We start from the raw sequence: 23,543 nt of genomic DNA on the forward strand, positions 1-23,543 counted from the left end.
CATGAAGGATATGGCCCCCTCTCGTCAAGTTAAGTGTCGCAACTCAACTTTAACCGATGTGGCCCTATCCTTCATCCTTTTTTTATTCAACTGTCCAAGATGTATTGTACTCCTACAACTCTATTTCACGATGCATTTTGAGGAATTCTTGACAGGAAAGGATTTCGATGATACTATTATTTAATAGAAAATTGCGTTTTGCGGGAGGGATCTGGTTGGCTGTTATGCGTCTGAATGAAGAGGCCGAATGCTGCGAAGAACATGTCATTCACACGGATGCTGTCACACATGCACGCATTGCAATGCCCAGTGAGGAAATCACTTCCGCTGCTTCGGACTTTTTTAAGGCTTTTTCCGACAAAACTCGTCTGCGTATTTTAACTGCGCTGGTGACAGAAGAACTGTGTGTTTGCGATATTGCTTCTCTATTAGGAATGAGCCAATCTGCAATCTCCCATCAACTTCGTTTTTTGAAACAAGCACGTCTTGTAAAAAGCAGAAAAAACGGCAAAACCGTGTATTATGCGCTTTGCGATGACCATATTCAAGTTATTTTAGCTCAAGGCATCGCACATGTGCAGGAGGGATAGATGAATGAGTGACAAGAAAAACCGTCTTGCAGAGCAATCAAAAGAAGATCGTCTCGATCAGAATGGTGCATTGCCGGAGTCGGACATTGGAAATACTTCGGCGCATGGGAAAGAGGAGGACTTGCCTTCTCCTACCGAACTATTAAATGACCTTCTGGCTGGACTGGAAGGCGGGATGCACAGCTCTGAACAGGTTGTACAACAGCCCGCTCCTGCTACCGCCGAGCAGTCTGGCGATCAGCCGGTATTGGATGCTGTGGAAGCGGATACTGATAATCAGGCAGAGGAACAGATGCCAGGTCAGGCTGAGATAATCGAGGAAACAGATGAATCAGAGCCTGTTGCTGAGCATATCAGTACGGCCCCAGAAGCTGAAGCCGATGAGAGTGAGTTCGAAGCGGACGACGCAGAAGAAAATGCTGCAATCAAGCCTGTTACCGAAACTGCATTGACGGTTTCTCCCAACGGTACCAACGGCACAGAAGGTATGACGCTGATGGAACGCGCGCAATATCACGCGCGAATGCGTCGCCGAGAGCAGACACGCCTGCGTCGTGAAAGTGCCAAGCGCGGTGCGTCCGGAGCAGAAATCCCATATCAAGCAATGACGCCGATGGATATGCGGTTTACCTTGATTCGTTTGGCAATTGCCGCAATCTTTTTGATTTTCGGTGTATTTCTTCGACAAACAGCTATCGGATTCATCTTCTATCTCATTGCATATTTAATTACTGTATTGCCGATTGTTGTAAAAGTGGCGCACAACTTTACTCACGGCAAGTATTTTGATGAATATTTGCTGATTTTCATTGCATCACTGGGTGCATTTCTTCTGGGAAATCGGCCTGAAGCAAGCGTAGTATTGATTCTGCACGGCGTAGGCAAAATCGCTAGCGACTTAGTTTTAGCCTCAACGCACAAATCCCTTACAAAACAGACCGGTTTTATTCCGGAGCATGCGTCGGTAGTGAATATGCAGGGAGAAGAACGACAGGTCTCTCCCAATGAAATAAAAATCGGCGACTTTGTACTGGTTCGTTCGGGCGAGCGCGTACCGATCGACGGAATTGTATTGCGTGGCGAAGGCACCGTAGATGATACCGTATTAACCGGTGACAACGAGCCGGTGCAGATTTCTAAAAACGCAAAGGTCTTGGCTGGCAGTTTATATACCGGTTCTCTTTTGCTCCTGCGGGCTGTGGCCCGTTTTGATGATTGCGCTTTCAATCAAATCATGCGCGTACAGGAAGAGGGGAAGGAGCGAAAGGCAGCGCTCGAAGACAGTGTAGCGCATGGCGCTGCACGAATCATTCCGGTCATCATTGTCTTGGCAATACTGTTGTCTATCATTCCGCCACTCTTTAATTCCGGTACGTCCATGGCAAATTGGATTTATCGTGCGTTGACCATTTTGGTAGTCTGTTGTCCTACCGCACTGTCTGTTTCGGTTCCGCTTTGTTTCTTGTGCGGCAGCGGCAGATTGATGCAAAAGGGAATTCATGTAAAAGGCAGTGAAGCGATTGAAAAAATGGCTGAGCTGCGCATGGTTGTGTTTGATAAAACCGGTACCTTGACGGAAGGTAACCTGCGGGTAAAAGAAATCCATGGCACACAGGACTTTAATCAGGAAAGCTGTTTGGCGTTGGCAGCGGCTGCGGAACAGTTTTCGCAACATCCGGTTGCGCGCGCTGTTGTAGCTGCTTATCCCAGTGTTCCGCAGAAAATCAGCGAATTTGAGGAATTTCCGGGTCGCGGTGTGCGGGCGCGAATTGGCAACCGCAATCTTCTGGCCGGCAATCGCAGGCTGATGGTTTCACGCGGCGTAAAGGGTGTGCCGGATATCCCGGGCACAGTGGTTTATATCGCATACGAAGGGGAATATGCCGGTGCAATCGTACTGGAGGACACTGTTCGCCCGGAAGCGGCCGATGCGATTAAAGAACTGAAAAATCAAGGTGTTCTGCGCACAGTTATCTTGACGGGTGATACAGAACTGCCTACCCATCAGGCTGCCGAAGCCATCGGAATTGATACCACGCACTTTGGATTGCAGCCGGAAGAGAAAGCCTCTAAAATGGAATTTCTCATGCGAACCATCCCGACGGACGGTACAGCAGCCTATGTTGGTGACGGTGTTAACGATATCGAGGAGCTCAAAATGGCCGATGTCGGCATTGCAATGGGCGTTGCCGGTTCCCAGCAATCCGCATCAGCGACCAACATTCTGGTAATGAGCAATGATTTGACAAGACTCAGCGACACGCTGCGCATTTGCCGGAGGACGCACAGCATTGCACTGCAAAACATGGTTGTCGTGATTCTGGTAAAAATTTTGTTAGCGCTGTTGACACTGGTGGGCGTGGCCTACATGTGGCAGGCTGTAGCTGCGGATGTTCTGCTTGCAGTACTGACGGTTTTGAATGCCGCCCGTATATTGGGCATCAAGTAAAGTGAAAAGGGGGCCATGCCGACGCAAGTCGGTATGGCCTTTTTGCCCGTTTTATGCTATAATTGATTTGTATATTGTTTTGGAGGAAAACGACTTGCATAAGAAAATGGAAGCTATTCTGTCCCGCGTGCAAAAGCCCGCGCGCTATGTGGGCGGCGAATGGGGGTCAGTGACAAAAGATAAGGCAGAGATTGATTTGCGCTTCGCCTTCTGTTTCCCGGATACCTATGAAGTTGCTATGTCACATCTCGGTTCCCGCATTCTGTATGGTCTGCTGAACGACCAAAAAGGGATTTGGTGTGAGCGTGTGTGCGCACCATGGATCGATATGGAGGCTGAAATGCGTGCCGCGGGTATTCCACTGTATGGTTTGGAAAGCGGCGATCCGCTTTATGAATTTGATATTATTGCATTTACTTTGCAATATGAATTATCGTTTACCAATATTCTCAACATGCTTGATCTTGGCGGCGTACCGGTGCTGGCCAAGGATCGCACAGACCTTAAGCATATTGTTGCCTGCGGCGGTCCTTGTGCGTATAATCCGGAGCCGCTGGTTGACTTTGTCGATCTGTTCATGATCGGTGACGGCGAGGAGATCATGCTTGAATTTACCGATTTGTATCGCAAGGCCAAGCGTGAGAACTGGAGCAAGAAGCAATTTCTGATTGCTGCTGCGCAGATTGACGGCATGTATGTGCCTTCGCTGTATGAAGTAAGCTACCACGAGGATGGCACGATTGACTGCGTCACACCAACCAACGGCGCGCCTGCAATGGTTCAAAAACGCATCGTCAAGGATTTGGATACCATGTATTATCCAGACTCCTTTGTTGTCCCGTCAACCGATATTGTGTTCGATCGTGCAATGATCGAACTGTTCCGCGGCTGTCCGCGCGGCTGCCGCTTCTGTCAGGCCGGACACACTTACCGTCCGCTCCGCACGAAGTCCAAGGAAACACTGCTGCGACAGGCCAAGGCGGTTCTGAAGAACTCAGGCTATGAGGAAATCTCACTTTCTTCGCTTTCTACCAGCGATTATGGCGATCTGTCCGGTTTGACCGAGTGCATGTTGGACTACTGCGAACCGCGGCATATCAGCCTGTCTCTGCCTAGCCTGCGCGCAGACAGCTTCAGCACAGAACTGATGCAGCGTGTACAGAAAACGCGCAAAAGCGGCCTGACCTTTGCATGCGAGGCTGGTACGCAGCGTTTACGCGACGTCATTAACAAAAACATCCGCGAGGAGGATGTTTTACACGCATGCGAAATCGCGTTTCAAGGCGGCTGGAACAATGTAAAACTGTATTTCATGATTGGTTTGCCGACCGAAACAACCGAAGACTTGGACGGTATCTCGGAAATCTGCAAAAAGGTTGCGTATTGCTGGCGCATGAATACAAACAACCGTGCGCGCGGCGTTCGTATTACGGCGTCTGCGTCGTGTTTTGTGCCCAAGCCGCAGACCCCATTCCAGTGGGACGCGCAGGATACACTAGAACAGTTTGTCGAAAAGCAGGCACACATGAAAGAAATCATGCGTACACGCAATGTAACATATAACTGGCATGACGCCAAAACCTCGGTGCTGGAGGGCGTGATCGCCCGCGGCGATCGTCGGCAGGGCGCAGCCATTTATCTGGCATGGCAGCGCGGCTGCAAGATGGATGGCTGGGATCAGTGCTTTGACTATGATAAGTGGATGCAGGCCTTTTCTGACTGTGGCCTCGATCCCGCATTCTATGCATCGCGGCAGCGCCCAATGGACGAGGTATTCCCGTGGAATCATATTGGCTGCGGTACACGCAAAGAGCACTTGAAGCGCGAATGGGAGCGTTCGCGTGAAGCGGCTATTACACCTGACTGCATGCAGCAGTGTGCAGGCTGCGGCGCAAACGCGCTGCTGGAAGGAGGTAAATGCCATGTTTAAAGCGCGGATGAAATTTGCCAAGGAGGGGAGAGCCAAGTATATCTCCCACCTTGACCTGATGCACACGATGCAGCGTGCAATGGCCCGTTGCCAGATGCCTCTCTGGTTTACAGAGGGGTTTAATCAGCATGCCTATGTGTCGGTGGCATTGCCGCTTTCGACTGGATATTCCGGCGAATGCGAGTTTTTGGATTTTAACATCACCGCAGATGCTGTGCCGGAAAATGCGGTTGAAGCGCTCAATGACGTATTCCCAGAGGGATTGCGTGCAATTGAAATTTATCCGCTTGAGGATGGCGGCATGAAGGTTGGTGCGATTGCATGGTCGCAATATCGTATCACTTGGGCCTTCGAGGACGGCATCCCGTCCGGATTTCTGCCCGCAGTGCGTGAACTATTTGGCCGTCAGAAGGTTGAAATTGTCAAGCGCAGCAAGCGAGGTGAAAAGACTGTCAACATGAAGGAACTGATGCGTGATCTGACCCTGTCCGAAGCAGATGGAGAGGTCGTTGCCGTTGTGACCACTGCTGCCGGTAACAACAACATGAGCCCGGAATACCTGACCCGTGCCATCCGTCAATATCTGCCGCAGTTCGAAATTCCGTTCTGTGCGTATCACCGTCTGAATGTGTTTACCGCGGACGGTTCCCCATTCCGATAAGAGGAGGCAAACAATGCCATCACCCGTTACCGTTTCTGAAGAACAACTGCAAAATCAGTTTACCTATATCGACGCGGTTTCTGCACTGACCCGCGGCAAGCAGCTGCGCGCCTATACGCATACGTTCGGCTGTCAACAGAATGAAGCGGATACCGAACGCATCCGCGGCATGCTGCACGAAATGGGATATTGTATGACCGACCGGCCGGAGGATGCTGATTTTATCCTGTATAATACCTGTGCTGTGCGTGAGCATGCAGAGGACCGTGCATTTGGCAATATCGGTGCGCTCAGCCACCTCAAAAAGCAGCGTCCCGATGTGGTAATTGCGCTGTGCGGTTGCATGGCACAGCAAGAGAAAAATGTCGAAAAAATCAAGAAAAGCTACCCTCAAGTCAGCTTGATGTTCGGCACGCATGCGCTTTGGCGCTTCCCGTCGCTGTTATATCGTGTCCTCACCGAGAAAAAGCGTGTCTTTGATATTGGTGGTGAGGATGATATTGCCGAAGGACTGCCGGTACTGCGCGCACAGGGGCCGAAGGCTTGGCTGTCCATCATGTATGGCTGCAACAACTTCTGCACCTATTGCATCGTGCCCTATGTGCGTGGACGCGAGCGCTCCCGCCGTCCGGAGGAAATCGAAAAGGAACTGCGAGATCTTGTGGCGGCAGGGTATAAGGAAATTACTCTGCTCGGCCAAAATGTTAACTCTTACGGCAAGGATCTCGGGCTGGATATCGACTTCGCCGACCTTTTACGGCGTCTGAACGCTGTGCCAGGTGATTTCTGGCTGCGGTTCATGACCAGCCATCCGAAGGACGCGTCGCCCCGTCTGTTTGACGCAATGGCACAATGTGAGAAAGTGGCCAAACAGCTGCATTTGCCGTTCCAATCCGGCAGTGATGAAATTCTGCGCCGCATGAATCGTCGGTATACAGCGGATGAGTATCGCGCTTTAATTGCTGATGCGCGGTCAAAAATGCCGGATATCACGTTATCGAGCGATATTATTGTCGGCTTTCCAGGCGAAACAGATGAGGATTTCGAACAGACGCTCCAGCTGGTCGAAGATGTGCGCTTTGACTTGCTGTTTACTTTCCTGTATTCTCCGCGCAGCGGAACACCTGCGGCGTCTTATGAGGATAATGCTACCCCGCAGGAAAAGCAGCAGCGTTTTGAACGTTTGCTCAAAGCACAAGACGCCATCGTCGCTGAGCGACAGGCGGCTTATCAGGGCAAAACAGTGCGTCTGTTGGTAGACGGCACTGCCAAAGGACCGGATTATCCTTTTACGGCACGTACCGAGGGAAATCTGTTGGTATGCGTACGAGGTGCAGATATCGAAATTGGTTCTTTTATCGAGGCTGAAGTCGAAAAGACCAGTCTGCGCTGCCTGTTTGCACGAAAAATATAGAAAGAGGTCGAAAAAATGGCAGAACTCACGCCCATGATGAAACAGTATTTTGAAATTAAAAACAAAAACAAGGATTATATTCTGTTTTATCGTTTGGGCGATTTCTATGAAATGTTTTTTGATGACGCCAAACTTGTTTCCCGTGAGCTGGAACTCACCCTAACCGGCCGTGATTGCGGGCAGGAAGAACGCGCACCTATGTGTGGCGTACCATATCATAGCGCAGAAGGCTATATTGCAAAGCTGGTGCGAAAGGGCTATAAAATCGCCATCTGTGAGCAGGTAGAGGACCCCAAACTTGCCAAAGGGCTGGTCAAGCGAGAAATCGTTCGGCGCGTCACGCCCGGCACAGTGGTGGAGGCCTCGATGCTGGAAGAGGAGCGCAATAACTTTCTCGGCTGCGTTTACGCGGAACAAGGCGGTATCGGCGCATGTTTTGCCGATATCACCACCGGCGAAGTCTGGGCCACTGGGTCGGATAACTGGCAGGATATTGCCAGCGAGCTTGGCCGATTTGGACCTAGAGAGGTGCTGGTCGGCGGCGCTGCCGCATCTGCAGATGCTTTTCTGACTTTTTTAAACGAGCGATTGGAAGCATTGGTTGAACCGATGCCGGAGGAGAGTTTTGACACACAGCGGGCGGCGGAACACATTCGTTCTCATTTTCATATAGAGGATTTTGACGCCGCCGGTCTTACGGATTTGCCGCAGACCATTCAGTGTTTGGGCGGGCTGCTTTCCTATCTGGAGCAGACACAGCAGGCAAGCCTTGCTGCACTCAACCATTTGCAGGTATATCATCAGGGCCAATACATGGAGTTGGATCTGATTGCACGCCGCAATTTGGAATTGTGTGAAACCATGCGAACCAAAGAGAAAAAAGGAACGCTCCTTTGGGTACTCGACCGCACAAAAACCGCCATGGGTTCCCGCCTGATTCGTCAGTGGCTGGAAAAGCCACTGTATAACCCTCTGCATATTGTGCGACGTCAGCAGGCGGTCGGTGCGCTATGCGATGATGTGATTGCTCGTTCCACGCTGTCCGATGCTCTAAAAAAGGTGTTTGATATTGAACGTCTGATTGGACGCATCACCTATGGCACAGCCAATTGCCGCGACTTACGTGCGCTTTCTTCTGCAATTGCTTGTCTGCCGGAAATCCGGACGCAGGCGGCACAATTTTCTCAGCCAATGATGCGTGAGATTACCAACAATATGGACTTGCTGGAAGATATTCATGCGCTGGTAGAACTGGCAATCGTGGACGAGCCGCCTATCTTGCTGCGTGAAGGCGGTCTTATTCGGTCCGGCTATAATGAGGAAATTGACTATCTGCGCGATTTGGCATCCGGCGGAAAAGGGAAAATTGCTGCCATCGAGCAGACTGAACGGGAAAAAACCGGCATCAGCAAGCTGAAAATCGGCTATAACCGTGTGTTTGGATACTATATCGAGGTCAGCAAATCCAATATTGACGCAGTCCCAGATTATTATATCCGCAAACAGACGCTCGCCAATGGTGAGCGATACATCACGGAAGAACTCAAGCAGCTGGAAAGCACGGTATTGGGGGCACAGGAACGCTTGACCTCGCTGGAATATGATATATTTGTATCGGTGCGAGATCAGATTGCAGAGCAGGTACACCGCGTTCAGAAAACCGCACAGGCTGTTGCTGCGCTTGACGTACTGTGCGCGCTGGCCGAGGTTGCCTGTGATAATAACTATACTTGCCCGGTTGTCGATTTTTCCGACCGCATTGAAATTCACGATGGTCGCCATCCGGTCGTAGAAAAGATGCTGGCAGACAGCCTGTTTATTCCAAACGATACTCTGTTAGATGGCGGCGAAAACCGCGTAGCAATCATCACCGGCCCGAATATGGCAGGTAAGTCAACTTACATGCGACAGGTGGCGCTCATCACCATCATGGCGCAGATCGGCTCGTTCGTTCCGGCGTCCTCTGCGCATATCGGGGTGGCTGACCGCGTGTTTACCCGTGTAGGCGCTTCCGATGATCTGGCGAGCGGACAATCCACTTTCATGGTTGAAATGAGCGAGGTTGCAGATATTCTAAAGCATGCGACAAAGTCCAGCCTGCTGATTTTAGACGAGATTGGACGCGGTACCTCTACCTATGATGGTATGTCAATTGCTCGTGCAGTGATTGAGTATGTGGCCGACAAGCGCAAAGTGGGCGCTCGGGCATTATTTGCCACCCATTATCATGAGCTTACCGTATTAGAGGACATGATCAAAGGTGTGAAAAACTACAATATCGCAGTAAAAAAACGCGGTGACGATATTACATTCCTGCGTAAGATCGTGCGTGGCGGTGCAGATGACAGCTACGGCATCGAGGTTGCCAAGCTGGCAGGCATTCCCAATGCGGTGATTAAGCGGGCCAAGGCAGTGCTGGCAGATTTGGAATCAACACTGCCTAAGCCAGAGCTGCATGAAGTTGCGGAAGAGGACGGACCGCAGGTTACCATGGAGACATTGGCAGATAATGCAGTAGCCCAGCGGCTGCGTGCACTGCAAGTGGATACCATGACACCAATCGAGGCACTGAATGCCTTGTATGAACTGAAAAAACTGCTGTAATAGGAGCGACAAATGACATGGAGGCCTTCAAATGTCTTCGTTGTGGAACGGAAATGAAAGATGCAGGCAAAGAGACAATCCAATTAGGACAAACCAGTTGGCTACTCGGAGATTTACCGAATCTTTTGGCAGGCAGTCTGGATGTGCATATCTGGTTCTGCCCGACCTGCGGCAAAATTGAACTTTTCGGCGCGGTGGAAAAAGAAAATAATCTGCTGCAAATAACTTGTCCGCGCTGCGGCCATCAACACGATTTTGATTGTCCCAAATGTCCCCATTGCGGTTACGCGTATTATACGTGATTTCACCCGGAAAGGAAATCTTAATGGCAATTATCCACGAACTTTCTTCCCATCTTGCAGATTTAATTGCGGCTGGCGAGGTCGTTGAACGACCGGCTTCGGTTGCAAAAGAATTGATCGAAAATGCGATTGACGCCGGTTCCACCCGAATCACCGTAGAAATTGAAAACGGCGGCATCAGCTATCTTCGCATCGCAGATAATGGATGCGGCATGTCGGAAGAAGACGCGCCCATCGCATTTCGCCGTCATGCGACCAGTAAACTCCGCACAGAGGAAGATTTGACAGCCATCGGTACGCTGGGCTTTCGCGGCGAGGCACTGGCTGCCATTTCCTCGGTAACGCGCATTGATTTGTTTACTCGACAGAAAGGCGCGATTGCAGGGATACATTTACATTTGGAAGCCGGTGACATACAAACACAAGAAGAAGCTGGCTGTCCAGAGGGCACAACCATCGTCGTACGAGACTTGTTTTACAATACTCCAGCCCGTATGAAATTTTTAAAAAAAGATTTTACCGAAGCGGGATATATTCTCGGAGTTGTACAGCATGCTGCACTTTCGCATCCGGAAATTGCTTTTTGCCTGATTCGTGACGGCAAACAGGTGTTTTCTACCGACGGAAAGGGTAAACTGATGGCGCCCGTATTTGCAGTATTTGGCAAAGAGATGACAGCCAACATGATCGAAGTACCCCAATCCGAACGGAATGGAATGACAGTTTACGGATATATTGTTAAACCACACGCCGGCAGGCCCAATCGCTCCATGCAGCATTTTTTTGTGAATGGACGGTATGTCAAAAGCAAATTAATGCAGGCGGCGCTTGAAGAAGCATACCGCAATGCAATGATCACTGGCAAGTATCCTTCCGGCGCAGTATTTTTAGAACTGCCGCTTGCTGCGGTAGATGTCAATGTACATCCTGCAAAAACCGAGGTCAAATTTTCTCAGGAAAAACCGGTGTTTGAGGCCGTTTATGTTGCCTGTAAAAATGCCATTGCAGCAAATGACAATATGCCACATTTTACACATCAGGAAAAAGAACCGGTCGAACCAAAAAGCAAAGAGCCACTTCCGATTTATCAACAGCAGCGTTTTGCGGTCTCCAAGCCCGCGGTAGAGGTTTCGTCATCTGATAAACTGTTAGAGGCGCCTGAACTGGAAGATTTTTTGGTTGCTGTACCACCACGCGCGAAAAAGCCGTCTTTGTCCGGCACCTATCTTTCGTCGCCACGAATTATACAAGAAGACCGTAGCGAAACAACATCTTATCGCTCTTTTGATGCACCGCCATCCGAACCAAAGAAAGTCGATGTCGTACAATCGACACCCAATATCGGTGTAAAGCGGGAAACCGTTGCAGAATCTCATGCCGCGCCTACATTGGAACCGCTTGATAGCGGTGCACGCGTGATTGGAGAGTGTTTCCAGACATATCTTATCGCAGAAGATCGGGATGGACTAATCTTAATTGATAAGCATGCTGCACATGAACGCCTGCTGTTCAACAAGCTGCGGAAAGAAACCGAAATACCGCAGCAGGAACTGCTGACACCCGTTATTGTGGAACTAACCGGCGAGGAGGCAGCTGCCGTCCAGTCAGGCCTCGAGGAAATACGCCAAGCCGGTTTTTCGATCGATAGCTTTGGGGAAAACAGTTTTGCGGTGCGCAGCGCGCCAGCGTATCTGGATAGTGCAGATGTGGCAAGCGTAATCGGTGAATTAGCGGAAAAGCTGATGAACAGCCGCACAGCGATTCCTGACCGATTGGATGACCTCATTCATACGGTTGCATGCAAAGCTGCCATCAAGGCAGGGAAGGCCTCTACGCTGACAGAATTACAGGATTTGTGCGATCGTGTGCTGGCGGACGGGGATGTACAGTCCTGCCCGCATGGCAGGCCGACAACCGTTCGATTAACAAAATATGAATTGGACAAAATGTTCAAGCGAGTAAATCAATAATGGGGAGTACAGAATGCAAAATCGTTTGATCTGTATTTGCGGACCAACAGCCAGCGGAAAAACCGCCTTATCGGTTGCATTGGCGAAACAACTGCATACGGAAATTATCTCGGCAGATTCTATGCAGATCTATCGCGGTATGAATATTGGCACTGCGAAACCGACTACAAACGAGCGGCAGGGGATTCATCACCATCTGCTGGACATCTGTGAACCGGATGAACCATTTTCTGTTGCACGATATGTCGAATTGGCCAATGCGGCCGCGCAGGATATTTTGTCGCGCGATATGACACCAATTGTGGTTGGTGGAACCGGTCTGTATATGGATGCACTGATAGAATGCAGTACTTTTTCCGGTGATGAAACAGATTTGACCGTGCGGCAAAAATATCAGCATATGGCAAACACCCAGGGAAATCTGGCCGTACATTCGCTTCTGGCAGAGGTTGATCCGGAAAGCGCACAACGATTACATCCTAATAACCTCAAAAGAGTGATTCGTGCACTGGAAGTATATGAACAAACCGGTTTCACGATAGGAGAATTCAATCGCCGGCATAAACGCCCAGCCCCCAAATACAGTGCTGTAAAAATCGGTGTTTGCCCGACAGACCGCCAAACCTTGTATGACCGAATTGATGAGCGCGTCGATCAAATGCTTTCCGACGGATTATTAGAAGAAACGCGGGGGCTGCTCTCAAAAGGCGCACTCACCGGGACAGCTGCACAGGCTATTGGCTACAAAGAACTGTTGAGCTTTCTGGAAGGCAAGGATTCTCTGGATTCTTGTGTGCAATTACTCAAACAGCACAGTCGAAATTATGCAAAAAGACAGTTAACATGGCTAAAAAGGGATGACAGCATCCATTGGATTTATTATAATAGAGACGAGGACTTCTCAGACGTTTTACAGAAAGCGACAGAATATCTGCAAAATCAAAGTGTACAATGATACCATAAATTGTAAAATATTGGAGGAGTCATTGTGCGAAACGAAATTAATCTGCAGGACCGGATGCTGTGCGCATTGCGCCAGCAAGGAATCAATACCACTGTTTTTTTGACAAATGGATTTCAGATGCGCGGAACAGTCCGCGGATTTGATAACTTTGTTGTGATATTGGACAGCGATGGAAAGCAACAGATGATATATAAACATGCCATTTCCACGCTGATCCCGCAGAATCGTGTTGATCTGCATGCACCAAGAGAGGAGCGTGCGGCGGAATGATACTATACGAGGTTCCTTATGCAGCAACAAACAGGCAAAAAACAAATACACACACGAAACGGTGTTAATAGCAGAATTATTTTTCTATTGGTCGCAGTTGTAATATTGATATATCTGGGACAGAAGATAATCAGTGCTTTTTCCATCGGTATCGAAACCACACCTGCCATTCAGGTAACCGTGAATGACAGCATCACCGCACAGGGCTGGTTTTTCCGTGACGAAATCCCTATCAGTGGCAGCACAGGAAAATCAGTGAAGCATATTGTATACAGTGGCGAGCGTGTACAGCAAAGTGCGCCCCTTGCTATTGTTTATTCCGATGAAGATGCTCTTGCGTTGAGTCAGCAGCTTGATCCATTAGAAAACAGAATTGATTTGTTAAATACGGCATTGCAATCTGCAACGGACGGCGCGGATGCTTCAAAGCTGGATCAAATGATTATTTTATCCTTGCAGCAGATGGCATCACAAACAAAAAACGGTTCCGGTACTGCTTTGCATTCCTCCGCCGAGTCTCTGCGCACGCTGGCACTGCGCCGTGAAGCGGACAGCGTAGACACGGCTGCCATTACAGCAGAGCGAGATACTCTGGTTATGGAGCGGGATAGCTTAAATGCGCAGTTAGCTGGTCACACGACGCAGCTGACCGCCCCTGCGACCGGCTATTTTTCCGAAGTCGTAGACGGCTATGAAGGCATTCTTACTTTGGATGAGTTGGAAGACATTACGGTAGATCGTTTTCATGATCTTACTGAGACAAAGCCGATCGTCAGCGAACAGGCATGGGGAAAGATGATCCAAGGGTTCACTTGGTATCTGGTTGCAGAAATCTCTCAGGAGGATGCAGACCGGTTTTCAGTTGGTCAAAGTCTTCATGTCAATTTCACACAGGCATCTCTGGAAACACCTGTTTCAGTTTATTCCGTTATTAAAGACCGCACCAGCGAAACTGCATTGGTGGTTTTGGCAGGCACAGAATTCAACAGCGAAATGGTTTCCATGCGGCAGCAGCCGATAGAAATCATCATTGCTACATATACCGGCCTAAAGGTCCCGAAGGAAGCAGTTTATGTGCAGGAAACGACTACCAGCGATGGCAAGACGCAGAAGGAAGACGGCGTATTTATTCTCAGCGGTAGCTTCCAAAAATTTAAAATCATAAATAAACTCTATGAGACTGAGGACTATTATGTCGTCGAGCAAAGCGCAACCAATTCTGACATGCTGGTGGCGCAGGATCAAATTATTATAAGTGGGAAAAACTTGCAGAACAATATGGTGGTGAAGACATGACGGATCAGGAAAACAGAGAACTGAAAAGCCGCATTGCAGCAGTTCAGGAGCGTGTTGCACAGGCAGCACAACGTGCAGGGAAAAAACCGGAGGACATTATTCTGGTTGCAGCATCTAAAATGAATGATGCAGAGCGAGTGCGTGCGGCAATCGCTGCAGGTATCAGAGTATGCGGCGAAAACCGCGTGCAGGAATTACTGGAAAAATATGAGCAGCACGCCTACGATGGGGCGGATCTGCAGTTTATCGGTACGCTCCAAACCAACAAGGTGAAATATCTGATTGGCAAAGTTTCACTGATTCAATCGGTTGGCTCTGTCCATCTGGGCGAAGCCATTGCAAAGGAAGCGGCCAAGCATGGCATATGTCAGGATATCCTTTTGGAGGTAAATATCGGAAGGGAAGCGGCAAAAAGCGGCTTACTGATCGAAGAACTGGACGAAGCCATTTCCAGATTAAGTGAAAAAAAATCGCTGCATATTCGCGGTTTAATGGCAATTCCGCCAATTGCGGATGAAATATCGAAAAATTCAAGCTACTTTCACGAAATGCAACAAGTATTTGTTGACATTTTGACGAAAAAATACGATAATGTAAATATGGATTATTTGTCTATGGGAATGACGAATGATTTTGAAATGGCGATTGAGTGCGGTGCAAACATGGTTCGCATCGGCACAGCGATTTTTGGTGCGCGCCCGTATCAGATCGTTTCGCCCTAAAACATAAGGAGGAACTTTGCATGGGTTCAATCAAAGGCTTTATCGATTGGGTTAAGGGCGAGGACGTCGAGGACGAATACGAAGATGAACTGCCCCGCCAGCGCAATGAAGAGCCAGTGAAAAGTAGTGCGCCGTCATCATATGAACGGTCGTATGAAAGATCCTATGACCGGTCTTATGATAGTGCATCATCGGAAGCATCTTCGCCCCGCCGTGGAAATAAAGTGGTAAACATCAACACAACAACACAGCTCGCTGTGGTGTTGGTCAAGCCGGATCGCTTCGAAAATGCAGCTGAAATTGCCGATCATTTAAAAGATAAGCGCACAGTCGTACTGAATCTAGAACAGACTAATAAAGATATTGCGCGTCGCTTGGTGGATTTTCTCAGCGGCGTAGCATACGCTAACGAAGGAAAAATAAAAAAGGTTGCAAACAGCACATACATTATCACACCCTATAATGTAGATATTATGGGAGATTTGATTGATGAATTAGAAAGCAGTGGTATGTATTTTTAAGGTTATGGTGCCGTGAACACAATTGTAATATATATTGTAGCCAGCCTGCTGCGGATTTTGCAATTTCTGTTTTTTGCACGAGCTATTATGAGCTGGTTTGTACAGGGCAGCAGTTCACAGATATATGAATTATTATGTCTTGTAACAGAACCGATCATTCAACCGTTCCGCAGTTTGCTCAGCCGTATCAATGCATTGCGAGGCATTCCATTTGACTTGGCGTTTTTGCTGGCATTCCTTGTTCTGATTGTGTTGGAACAAGTTTTATACATGCTCTAAGCCTGTCGAAATATGCGGCGAAATCAGTGGTCGGGCTATGCCCGGCCATTTTCCCGTAGACAACAGGAGAAAAAAACGGAGGAATAACAAATGACGGTGCAGGAAATTCAGGAAATCGGCTTTGAAAAAGCGGTTTTCGGCGGATATGACATGAAATCAGTGGATACCTTTCTGGAGCGTGTTGCGGAAGAATTTGCCGCGATGCAGAAAGAAAACGCTGCGCTGAAAGCAAAAATGAAAGTGCTGGTCGACAAAATTGAGGAATACCGCGGCGTAGAAGATGGCATGCGGCGTGCACTTATGAGTGCACAGACGATTGCGCAGGACACTATCGACAAGGCTAAGCAAGAGGCGCAGGATATTGTTACTGCCGCAAAAGATGAGACTGAAAGCAAAGTCAAAAACACGCGCGATGAAATTACACTGGAAGAGCAAAAGCTTGAAACAGCAAAAAAGAGTACACTAGAATTTGTCGCGCGCATTTCTGCTGCTTATCAGGCGCAGGCTAAGGCTCTGGTAGAACTTGCCAAGGCGGAAAAGCTAGTTGGTCAGCAGCAGGAACCAGTACAGCCTGCACCTCAGCCGGCAGAACAGCAAGCGCCTGCTCAACCGACACCGCAGGATGAGCAAGCAGATGCTCCCATAGAGGATGCTACGCGCAAATTTGACTTTGGTGAATTAAAATTTGGCGCTGATTATGACCCCAAGGAAGTAAAGTAACAATCGAAAGGACTGAACACTGCACCATGCAGCAGGATTACAATAACACGATCAATCTGCCGAAAACCGACTTTCCGATGCGTGCGGGACTGCCCAAGCGCGAACCGGGTTTTCTGGAAAACTGGGAAAAGGACGACCTGTATCACGAATTGATGAAGAAGAACGAAGGAAAGCCGCTCTTCGTTCTGCACGATGGTCCTCCGTATGCAAATGGCAATCTGCACATGGGGCATGCACTCAATAAGATTTTGAAGGATTTTATTGTGCGTTCCCGCAATATGATGGGCTATCAGGCGCCGTATATTCCCGGATGGGATACACATGGTCTGCCGATTGAGCGACAAGCAATCAAGGCCTATGGCATGGACCGTGACAAGGTTTCTACTGCGGAGTTTCGCTCCAAATGCGAAGAGTTTGCGCATGACCACGTCAACACACAGCGGACACAGTTTAAGCGCCTTGGTGTCATTGGTGACTGGGAGCGCCCGTATTTGACCTTGACGCATGACTATGAGGCAACTCAAATTGAAATCTTCGGCGAAATGGCGAAGAAGGGCTATATCTACAAAGGCATGAAGCCTGTTTACTGGTGCCCACATGATGAAACCGCGCTTGCAGAAGCTGAGATTGAGTATCAGGACGAGCCGTGCTCCTCGATTTATGTCAAGTTCCATGTGACCGACGATAAGGGCGGCAAAATTTCTGCGATTACCGGCAGCTTAGACAATGTCTACTTTGTAATCTGGACCACGACGACCTGGACGCTGCCGGGCAACCTTGCCATTTCGGTCAATCCGGTTTATGAATATGATCTGGTCAAGGTTCCTTCGGGCGATATTTATGTGCTTGCCAAGGAATTGGTAGAGTCTGTGATGCAGGCTGCTCAGATCGATTCTTGGGAAGTGCTTGGCACGCTGCTGGGTTCGGATATGGAACTCATGCGTACCAAACATCCGATCATGGATCGTGAGAGTGTTGTTATCTGCGGCGATCATGTCACGCTGGATGCTGGTACCGGCTGTGTTCATACTGCTCCGGGCTTTGGTGCAGATGACTTTATTGTTTGCCAGAAATATGATATTCCGATTATTGTTCCGGTTGACGGTAAGGGCATGACCACGGCAGAAGCCGGCAAGTACGCGAACATGTACTATGAAAAGACCACGCCGATCATTCTGGATGATTTGAAAGCAGAGGGCGCACTGTTAGCGATCGAAGAGATCGTGCACAGCTATCCGCACTGCTGGCGTTGTAAAAATCCTATTATCTTCCGCACAACCGAGCAGTGGTTCTGCTCAGTGGATGCACTGAAGGATGATGCTGTCAAGGCTTGCGAAAGCATCCAGTGGATTCCCGGTTGGGGCGAAGAGCGCATGACCTCCATGATCCGTGAGCGTTCCGACTGGTGTATTTCCCGCCAGCGTGTCTGGGGCGTTCCGATTCCGATTTTCACCTGCAAGAAGTGCGGCAAGCCGCTGGTCAACGAGCAGACCATCAAGATCGTAGCCGATCTGTTCCGTGAGAAGGGATCGAATGCTTGGTTTGATATGGAGCCGTCCGAGATTCTACCGGCTGATATTAAGTGTGAATGCGGCTACAGTGATTTCGATAAAGAAACCGACACCATGGACGTTTGGTTCGACTCTGGTTCTTCTTGGCGTGCAGTCATTGAAAATCGTGAACATCAGTCTACGCCAGTTGACGTTTATCTGGAAGGCAACGACCAGTATCGTGGTTGGTTCCAGTCCTCTATGCTGACGTCCATTGCCACGCAGGGCAAGGCGCCGTATAAAACGATTATTACGCACGGTATGATCGTGGATGAAGAGCGTCAGAAGATGTCCAAGTCGCTTGGCAATGGTATTGCGCCGGATGATATTTTGAACCAGTATGGCGCGGATGTCATGCGCCTCTGGGTAGCGTCTTCCGATTACCGTCAGGATATGCGTATTTCCAAGGACATGCTCAAGCATCTGTCGCAGAATTATCTAAAGATCCGCAACACCGCACGTTATATTCTGGGCAACCTGTTTGATTTCGATCCCAAAACGGATATGGTTGCCTACACTGAGCTGCCGGAACTGGATAAGTGGGCTTTGATGCGCCTCAATGAGTTGGTTGCAAAAGTGCGCGAAGGCTATGATTCTTATGAGTTCCATACAGTATTTCATTCGATTCATAACTTCTGTGTTGTTGATATGTCCAATTTCTATCTGGATGTTATCAAGGACCGTCTGTACTGCGATGAAACCAAGGGCCTGAGCCGTCGTTCTGCGCAGACTGCGATGTATCGTATTCTCAGTGCTCTGGTGCGTATGCTGTCTCCGATTCTCTGCTTTACGGCAGATGAGATTTGGCAGTCTATGCCGCATACTGCAGAGGATGATGTGCGCAACGTGGCATACAACGAAATGCCTACGGCGGATGATACCTTGTCGTTTACTGATGCAGATGTCGAGAAGTGGGCAAAACTGACCGCCTTCCGTGATGACGTCAATAAGGCACTGGAAGGCGCACGTAATGCAAAGACGATCGGTAAACCGCTGGAAGCCTGCGTAACCGTTTATGCGAATGCAGAACTGGCTGCTTTCTTGAACGACTGCGGTCAGGATTTGGCTGACCTCTGTATTGTCTCCGAACTTTCGGTGAGCGAAGGTACAGGAGAAGGCATGGCAAGTGAGAACCTGCCTGGCCTGACGATTGCAGTTGCTCGTGCGGCAGGAGAAAAGTGCCTGCGCTGCTGGAAGCAATCAAAATCGGTTGGCACTGATGCAAAGCATCCTGCTTTGTGTGCGCGTTGTGCCAAGGTTGTAGGTTAACAAATCAACAAGAAAGGGGAACAGAAAGTTTTCTGTTCCCCCTTTTTAAGCGATGAGGAGTACGTAAAATGCTGTATATTGTTTTGGCGGTGCTGATGATCGCACTCGATCAAGCAGTGAAATACTGGGCATTTACCAGTTTACAGGCACAACAAACTATCCCCTTAATTGAAAATGTGTTTCACCTAACCTATATTGAAAACCGCGGTGCGGCGTTCAGCATGTTTGCACAATTTGATTCCCGTTGGATCTTTGTAACACTGGCTGTAGTCATCTCAATTGTCATTGGCGTGGCATTATATAAGGGCTGGATGCAGAATGCATTGGGTCGCTGGTCGCTAGTAATGGTTGCTGCCGGTGCTATTGGTAACGCAATCGACCGAGTTATCCGCGGGTTTGTGGTTGACCTGTTTGATTTCCGATTGATCCATTTTCCGGTATTTAATGTTGCTGACATTTTTATCTGCGTAGGCGCCGTGCTTTTTGTTATTTACTTCTTGTTCCAGCATAAGGATGAGGGACAGACAGATGCTTCTCAGAGCAAATCCCCGGAGTGTGACAGACATGAGTGAAATTGTTCTGAATGTACCTGACGCGCAGGCAGGTGCACGTATTGACAGTTGGCTCTCTACGCAAATCGAAGGATTGACCCGTTCTGCCGCACAGAATTTACTGCTTGAAAAAGCAGTTTTCTGCAATGGACAGCCGCTGAAAAAGAACTATAAACTGCTCGGCGGGGAAGATATCACCGTTGTGCTACCCGAATTGCGCGAAGTGGATATTGTTCCTGAGAATATCCCGCTGGATGTTATCTATGAAGATGCGGATATCATTGTTATTAACAAACCGCGTGGTATGGTTGTCCATCCAGCTCCAGGTAACTGGTCGGGTACGCTGGTCAATGCGCTGATGTATCACTGTGGAGACAGCTTATCCGGCATCAACGGGGAGCACCGTCCCGGCATTGTGCACCGCATTGACAAGGATACAAGTGGTCTTTTGGTGGTTGCGAAAAATGATACTGCCCACCAAAGTCTTGCAGCACAGATTGCAGCACATACCGCTTTTCGCGGTTATGAAGCTATTGTAGTAGGTAGCCCGCGTGAGGATTCTGGCACGATTGACAAACCGATTGCACGCCACAAGACAGACCGCAAGAAAATGGCCATCGTAGAGGGCGGGCGAGACGCTATTACACATTATACTGTACTCAAACGATTTCACGGATACACCCATATGGCATTTCAACTGGAAACCGGGCGTACACATCAAATTCGTGTGCATATGGCGTCAATCGGGCATCCCATCATCGGCGATCCTGTCTATGGCTTAAAAAAAGACCGTTTTTCTGATATTGGCGGACAATGCCTTCACGCTGCACAATTAACGCTTTGTCACACGACCACACAGCAGACAATGCACTTTTCCGCACCATTGCCAACCTATTTTACGCAAATTCTTGCAAAGCTGGAGAAAATGGGATGAAAAGATTTGATGGGACAATGCTTGCATGTGACATGGATGGTACGTTACTTGACAGTGATCGTCAGATATCCGATGCTAACATACAGGCTTTACGCTATTTTACCGCAGAAGGCGGGTTGTTTTCGCTGGCAACCGGACGCGCATATGCAGCTGTAACCGATTATATTGACTTACTGCCAATGAATGCCCCATATAGTTTGCTCAATGGTTCGCTTATTCTGGATGCACAGAATCGGGTTCTGAATTGCGCCGGCATGCCGAAGCAAACACCAATATTGATTGACCAAGTGCTCACCGCTTTTCCTCGGGTCGGATGTGAGGTGTTTTTGCCGGATCGGATTTTGGTTTGCCGCATGAGTGCAGAAACCGAACATCATATGCGTGTACTGCATTTAGCGTATGACTACGTAAGTGTGACAGAACTGCCGAGTCCTACCGACTGGTGCCAAATCAATTTTACCGGTCAGGCATCAGAAGTGGAGCCTGTTCGGACGTTTTTGACGCAGTTTGAGGATTCGTTCCATGCCGTTTGCACCATGCCGACTTTCTGCGAAGTGACACGGCGGGGTGTCAGTAAAGGCGCAGCAATGATGCAAATCGCAGCGGATTGCAACGTGTCGTGCAATAAAATATATGCTGTAGGGGATAGCGATAACGATTTATCCATGCTGAAGAATGCAGCAATTTCCTTTGTGCCGGGAAATGCCGCGCCGGATATGTTGCGGCATGCAGCCGTTCGGGTCCGGGATAACGACCACGATGCCATAGCGCATGTAATTGAATATTTAGAGAAACACCATAACGTCTGACAGAATAAACAATTCTGTCAGACGTTTTTCTATGCCACCAACGAATCATATTGATACCGACATATTGACGCAAAACCGTATCATAGGTATAATACAGTTATAGAAAGTGTGTTATAACCATAATACACTTAAACGAGAAGGGAGGCTGATTATGGTTGATTCCATTTGACAATTTTCATATGGAAGAGGGGATACCGATCTATCAGCAAATCCTTCTATACCTTAAACGTGGTATTGTTGCTGGAGATTTTCATGATGGTGATGAACTTCCTTCACGCCGAATGTTAAGCGCACTGTTAGGGGTTAATCCTAATACCGTACAGAAGGCATATCGGCAGTTAGAAGAGGAGAATTTGATTTGTTCTCACACCGGTTCCAAAAGCTATATGGTACTAGATACAGAGAAAATTGCTCAAATTCGTGCAGAATTATTGCAAAGTGATGTAAAAAGCGTAGTGCAGTCGATGAAACAGATGGGGCTGTCCAAGGCAGAAGCACTGCGCTTAATACAAGCATATTGGGATTGAGAGAGGGGAAAGAACATGGGCAAAAAACATCTTTCTGTGCTGATGCTGTATGTGCGTAGTTCGATCATACCGCTGCTGGGCATGTTGGTGCTCATAGGGAGCATACAAACCGGACTGTTCCTGTGGAGGATGAATCGTGGCGCAAATTCTTTAGAGGCTGTGATACAGTCTGCGCATCTCAGAGCTGTGTTAATGAGCGGATTCCTTTTGCTGGCGGCCTTTTTATACCGTATAAATGGTGGAGGATACACGCTGCGACGTCTGCGAATTTCTGAACGTGCAATATTCTTATGGCAAAGCCTGTCTTATTTTTTGTGCTTTGCTCTGCTATGGATGGCCGAGGTGATTATCATTACCTTGCTATGTCAATATTATCTCACACAGCCTGTGGTGAATATCGTATCAAATCAGACATTATTTCTCGCATTTTATCGCAGTGACTTCCTGCATAGTATATTGCCACTTGAGGAGATCAGTCGATGGATCTATCTGCTCATCACATTTGGGACGCTGTCTTTTACGACGGCTGGGGCAACGGTACGGAAGCGTTACGGCAGGAATATTCGAAATAATGTACCACTTTCTCTTACGGTTGCTTCCATGCTGTTTTACTTTGTACGACCGCTTGGCAGTTTAGCATCAGACGTAATTTTGAGTTTACTACATACAGCTCTCATTCTTTACACATTGTGGGATGTGTGGTTCAATGCGGAAGAGGTGATAAGCGATGAAAATAATTGACCTTTCCAAGTTCGCACCGCCGGGTACGATAATTAAAGAAGAAGCCAAACGATTGGGGCTTGGCCTTGCTGCGGCAACGTGCATTGCCGTGCTGATTTATGGTGTCAGCTTGCGTGATGCTTATGACTTTTTGTTTGATCGTGTCGGTGGCGATCGCGTGCTGCGACCCGATGCCATGATGATGCCTTTTAACGTTTTGCTGGGTCGATCATTATCGTTTTTTTATATTGTGGCGCTGTGTTCACTGTTAGCAGCCGTATTTCATCACTTGAGTTACTATATGGGAAGCAAAAGCATCTATTTGATGCGCCGCCTGCCGCAGCGCTGGGAACTGATACGACGTGATTTTACACTGCCGCTGCTTGGTGCACTCATCGGCTTGCTTGCAGCATTTCTATTAAAACTGCTGTTTTTGGCAGCGTACTATATTGTCACACCGGCACAGTGTCTGCCGACATGGTAGGGAGGGG

At 48.7% G+C, this 23,543-nt stretch carries 22 protein-coding genes; all 22 read left to right on the forward strand.

What is annotated here, in order from left to right:
• Window positions 1–224: 224 nt before the first annotated feature.
• The 22 genes from ACESSO_RS16225 (at window position 225) to ACESSO_RS16330 (ending at window position 23,536) form a co-directional block, all read left to right on the forward strand.
• Window positions 225–590, forward strand: a complete 366-nt coding sequence (locus tag ACESSO_RS16225) for an ArsR/SmtB family transcription factor (protein ID WP_373166631.1) — start codon at window positions 225–227, stop codon at window positions 588–590.
• 4 nt (window positions 591–594) lie between these two features.
• Window positions 595–3,039: a heavy metal translocating P-type ATPase gene (locus tag ACESSO_RS16230; protein WP_373166596.1), complete on the forward strand. Its 2,445-nt coding sequence runs from the start codon at window positions 595–597 to the stop codon at window positions 3,037–3,039.
• Window positions 3,040–3,145: 106 nt separating this feature from the next.
• Window positions 3,146–4,969, forward strand: coding sequence for a TIGR03960 family B12-binding radical SAM protein (locus tag ACESSO_RS16235; protein ID WP_373166632.1), 1,824 nt, complete (start codon window positions 3,146–3,148; stop codon window positions 4,967–4,969).
• Window positions 4,962–5,630, forward strand: coding sequence for a TIGR03936 family radical SAM-associated protein (locus tag ACESSO_RS16240; RefSeq protein ID WP_373166597.1), 669 nt, complete (start codon window positions 4,962–4,964; stop codon window positions 5,628–5,630). Before ACESSO_RS16235 ends, ACESSO_RS16240 begins: the two co-directional genes overlap by 8 nt.
• A gap of 13 nt (window positions 5,631–5,643) precedes the next feature.
• A complete protein-coding gene (gene miaB, locus ACESSO_RS16245) occupies window positions 5,644–7,044 on the forward strand; it encodes a tRNA (N6-isopentenyl adenosine(37)-C2)-methylthiotransferase MiaB (RefSeq protein WP_373166598.1) in 1,401 nt (466 codons plus the stop codon).
• Window positions 7,045–7,059: 15 nt separating this feature from the next.
• Complete coding sequence (mutS, locus tag ACESSO_RS16250; RefSeq protein WP_373166599.1) at window positions 7,060–9,648, forward strand: DNA mismatch repair protein MutS; 2,589 nt, start codon at window positions 7,060–7,062, stop codon at window positions 9,646–9,648.
• 17 nt (window positions 9,649–9,665) lie between these two features.
• Window positions 9,666–9,950, forward strand: a complete 285-nt coding sequence (locus ACESSO_RS16255; protein WP_373166600.1) for a hypothetical protein — start codon at window positions 9,666–9,668, stop codon at window positions 9,948–9,950.
• 23 nt (window positions 9,951–9,973) lie between these two features.
• Window positions 9,974–11,920 carry a DNA mismatch repair endonuclease MutL gene (gene mutL / locus ACESSO_RS16260; RefSeq protein ID WP_373166601.1) on the forward strand — a complete coding sequence of 649 codons (1,947 nt, stop codon included), beginning with the start codon at window positions 9,974–9,976 and terminating at the stop codon, window positions 11,918–11,920.
• A 13-nt stretch (window positions 11,921–11,933) separates the two neighbouring features.
• Window positions 11,934–12,875, forward strand: a complete 942-nt coding sequence (miaA, locus tag ACESSO_RS16265; protein WP_373166602.1) for a tRNA (adenosine(37)-N6)-dimethylallyltransferase MiaA — start codon at window positions 11,934–11,936, stop codon at window positions 12,873–12,875.
• Between the two features lie 30 nt (window positions 12,876–12,905).
• Window positions 12,906–13,154, forward strand: a complete 249-nt coding sequence (gene hfq, locus ACESSO_RS16270; protein ID WP_373166633.1) for an RNA chaperone Hfq — start codon at window positions 12,906–12,908, stop codon at window positions 13,152–13,154.
• A gap of 18 nt (window positions 13,155–13,172) precedes the next feature.
• Window positions 13,173–14,450 carry an HlyD family efflux transporter periplasmic adaptor subunit gene (locus tag ACESSO_RS16275; RefSeq protein WP_373166603.1) on the forward strand — a complete coding sequence of 426 codons (1,278 nt, stop codon included), beginning with the start codon at window positions 13,173–13,175 and terminating at the stop codon, window positions 14,448–14,450.
• Complete coding sequence (locus ACESSO_RS16280) at window positions 14,447–15,172, forward strand: YggS family pyridoxal phosphate-dependent enzyme (RefSeq protein ID WP_373166604.1); 726 nt, start codon at window positions 14,447–14,449, stop codon at window positions 15,170–15,172. Before ACESSO_RS16275 ends, ACESSO_RS16280 begins: the two co-directional genes overlap by 4 nt.
• Before the next feature lie 20 nt (window positions 15,173–15,192).
• Window positions 15,193–15,693 carry a cell division protein SepF gene (locus ACESSO_RS16285; RefSeq protein ID WP_373166605.1) on the forward strand — a complete coding sequence of 167 codons (501 nt, stop codon included), beginning with the start codon at window positions 15,193–15,195 and terminating at the stop codon, window positions 15,691–15,693.
• 12 nt (window positions 15,694–15,705) lie between these two features.
• Window positions 15,706–15,972, forward strand: a complete 267-nt coding sequence (locus ACESSO_RS16290; RefSeq protein WP_373166606.1) for a YggT family protein — start codon at window positions 15,706–15,708, stop codon at window positions 15,970–15,972.
• Window positions 15,973–16,062: 90 nt separating this feature from the next.
• The gene (locus tag ACESSO_RS16295) at window positions 16,063–16,692 is read left to right on the forward strand and encodes a DivIVA domain-containing protein (RefSeq protein WP_373166607.1); all 630 of its coding nucleotides are present in this window, start codon (window positions 16,063–16,065) and stop codon (window positions 16,690–16,692) included.
• 26 nt (window positions 16,693–16,718) lie between these two features.
• Window positions 16,719–19,511 (forward strand): isoleucine--tRNA ligase, encoded by a 2,793-nt coding sequence (gene ileS, locus ACESSO_RS16300; RefSeq protein WP_373166608.1) that lies wholly within the window; start codon window positions 16,719–16,721, stop codon window positions 19,509–19,511.
• Window positions 19,512–19,579: 68 nt separating this feature from the next.
• On the forward strand, window positions 19,580–20,083 hold the full coding sequence (gene lspA, locus ACESSO_RS16305; RefSeq protein ID WP_373166609.1) for a signal peptidase II: 504 nt from the start codon (window positions 19,580–19,582) through the stop codon (window positions 20,081–20,083).
• Window positions 20,076–20,996, forward strand: a complete 921-nt coding sequence (locus ACESSO_RS16310; protein ID WP_373166610.1) for an RluA family pseudouridine synthase — start codon at window positions 20,076–20,078, stop codon at window positions 20,994–20,996. The genes lspA and ACESSO_RS16310 overlap by 8 nt, the downstream gene beginning before the upstream one ends.
• Complete coding sequence (locus ACESSO_RS16315; RefSeq protein ID WP_373166611.1) at window positions 20,993–21,805, forward strand: Cof-type HAD-IIB family hydrolase; 813 nt, start codon at window positions 20,993–20,995, stop codon at window positions 21,803–21,805. The genes ACESSO_RS16310 and ACESSO_RS16315 overlap by 4 nt, the downstream gene beginning before the upstream one ends.
• Window positions 21,806–21,960: 155 nt before the next feature.
• Window positions 21,961–22,332, forward strand: coding sequence for a GntR family transcriptional regulator (locus ACESSO_RS16320; protein ID WP_373166612.1), 372 nt, complete (start codon window positions 21,961–21,963; stop codon window positions 22,330–22,332).
• Between the two features lie 15 nt (window positions 22,333–22,347).
• A complete protein-coding gene (locus ACESSO_RS16325) occupies window positions 22,348–23,073 on the forward strand; it encodes a hypothetical protein (protein WP_373166613.1) in 726 nt (241 codons plus the stop codon).
• On the forward strand, window positions 23,060–23,536 hold the full coding sequence (locus tag ACESSO_RS16330; RefSeq protein ID WP_373166615.1) for a hypothetical protein: 477 nt from the start codon (window positions 23,060–23,062) through the stop codon (window positions 23,534–23,536). The genes ACESSO_RS16325 and ACESSO_RS16330 overlap by 14 nt, the downstream gene beginning before the upstream one ends.
• Window positions 23,537–23,543: the final 7 nt, after the last annotated feature.

The organism is Agathobaculum sp. Marseille-P7918 (assembly GCF_964248325.1).
GTDB lineage: Bacteria > Bacillota > Clostridia > Oscillospirales > Butyricicoccaceae > Agathobaculum.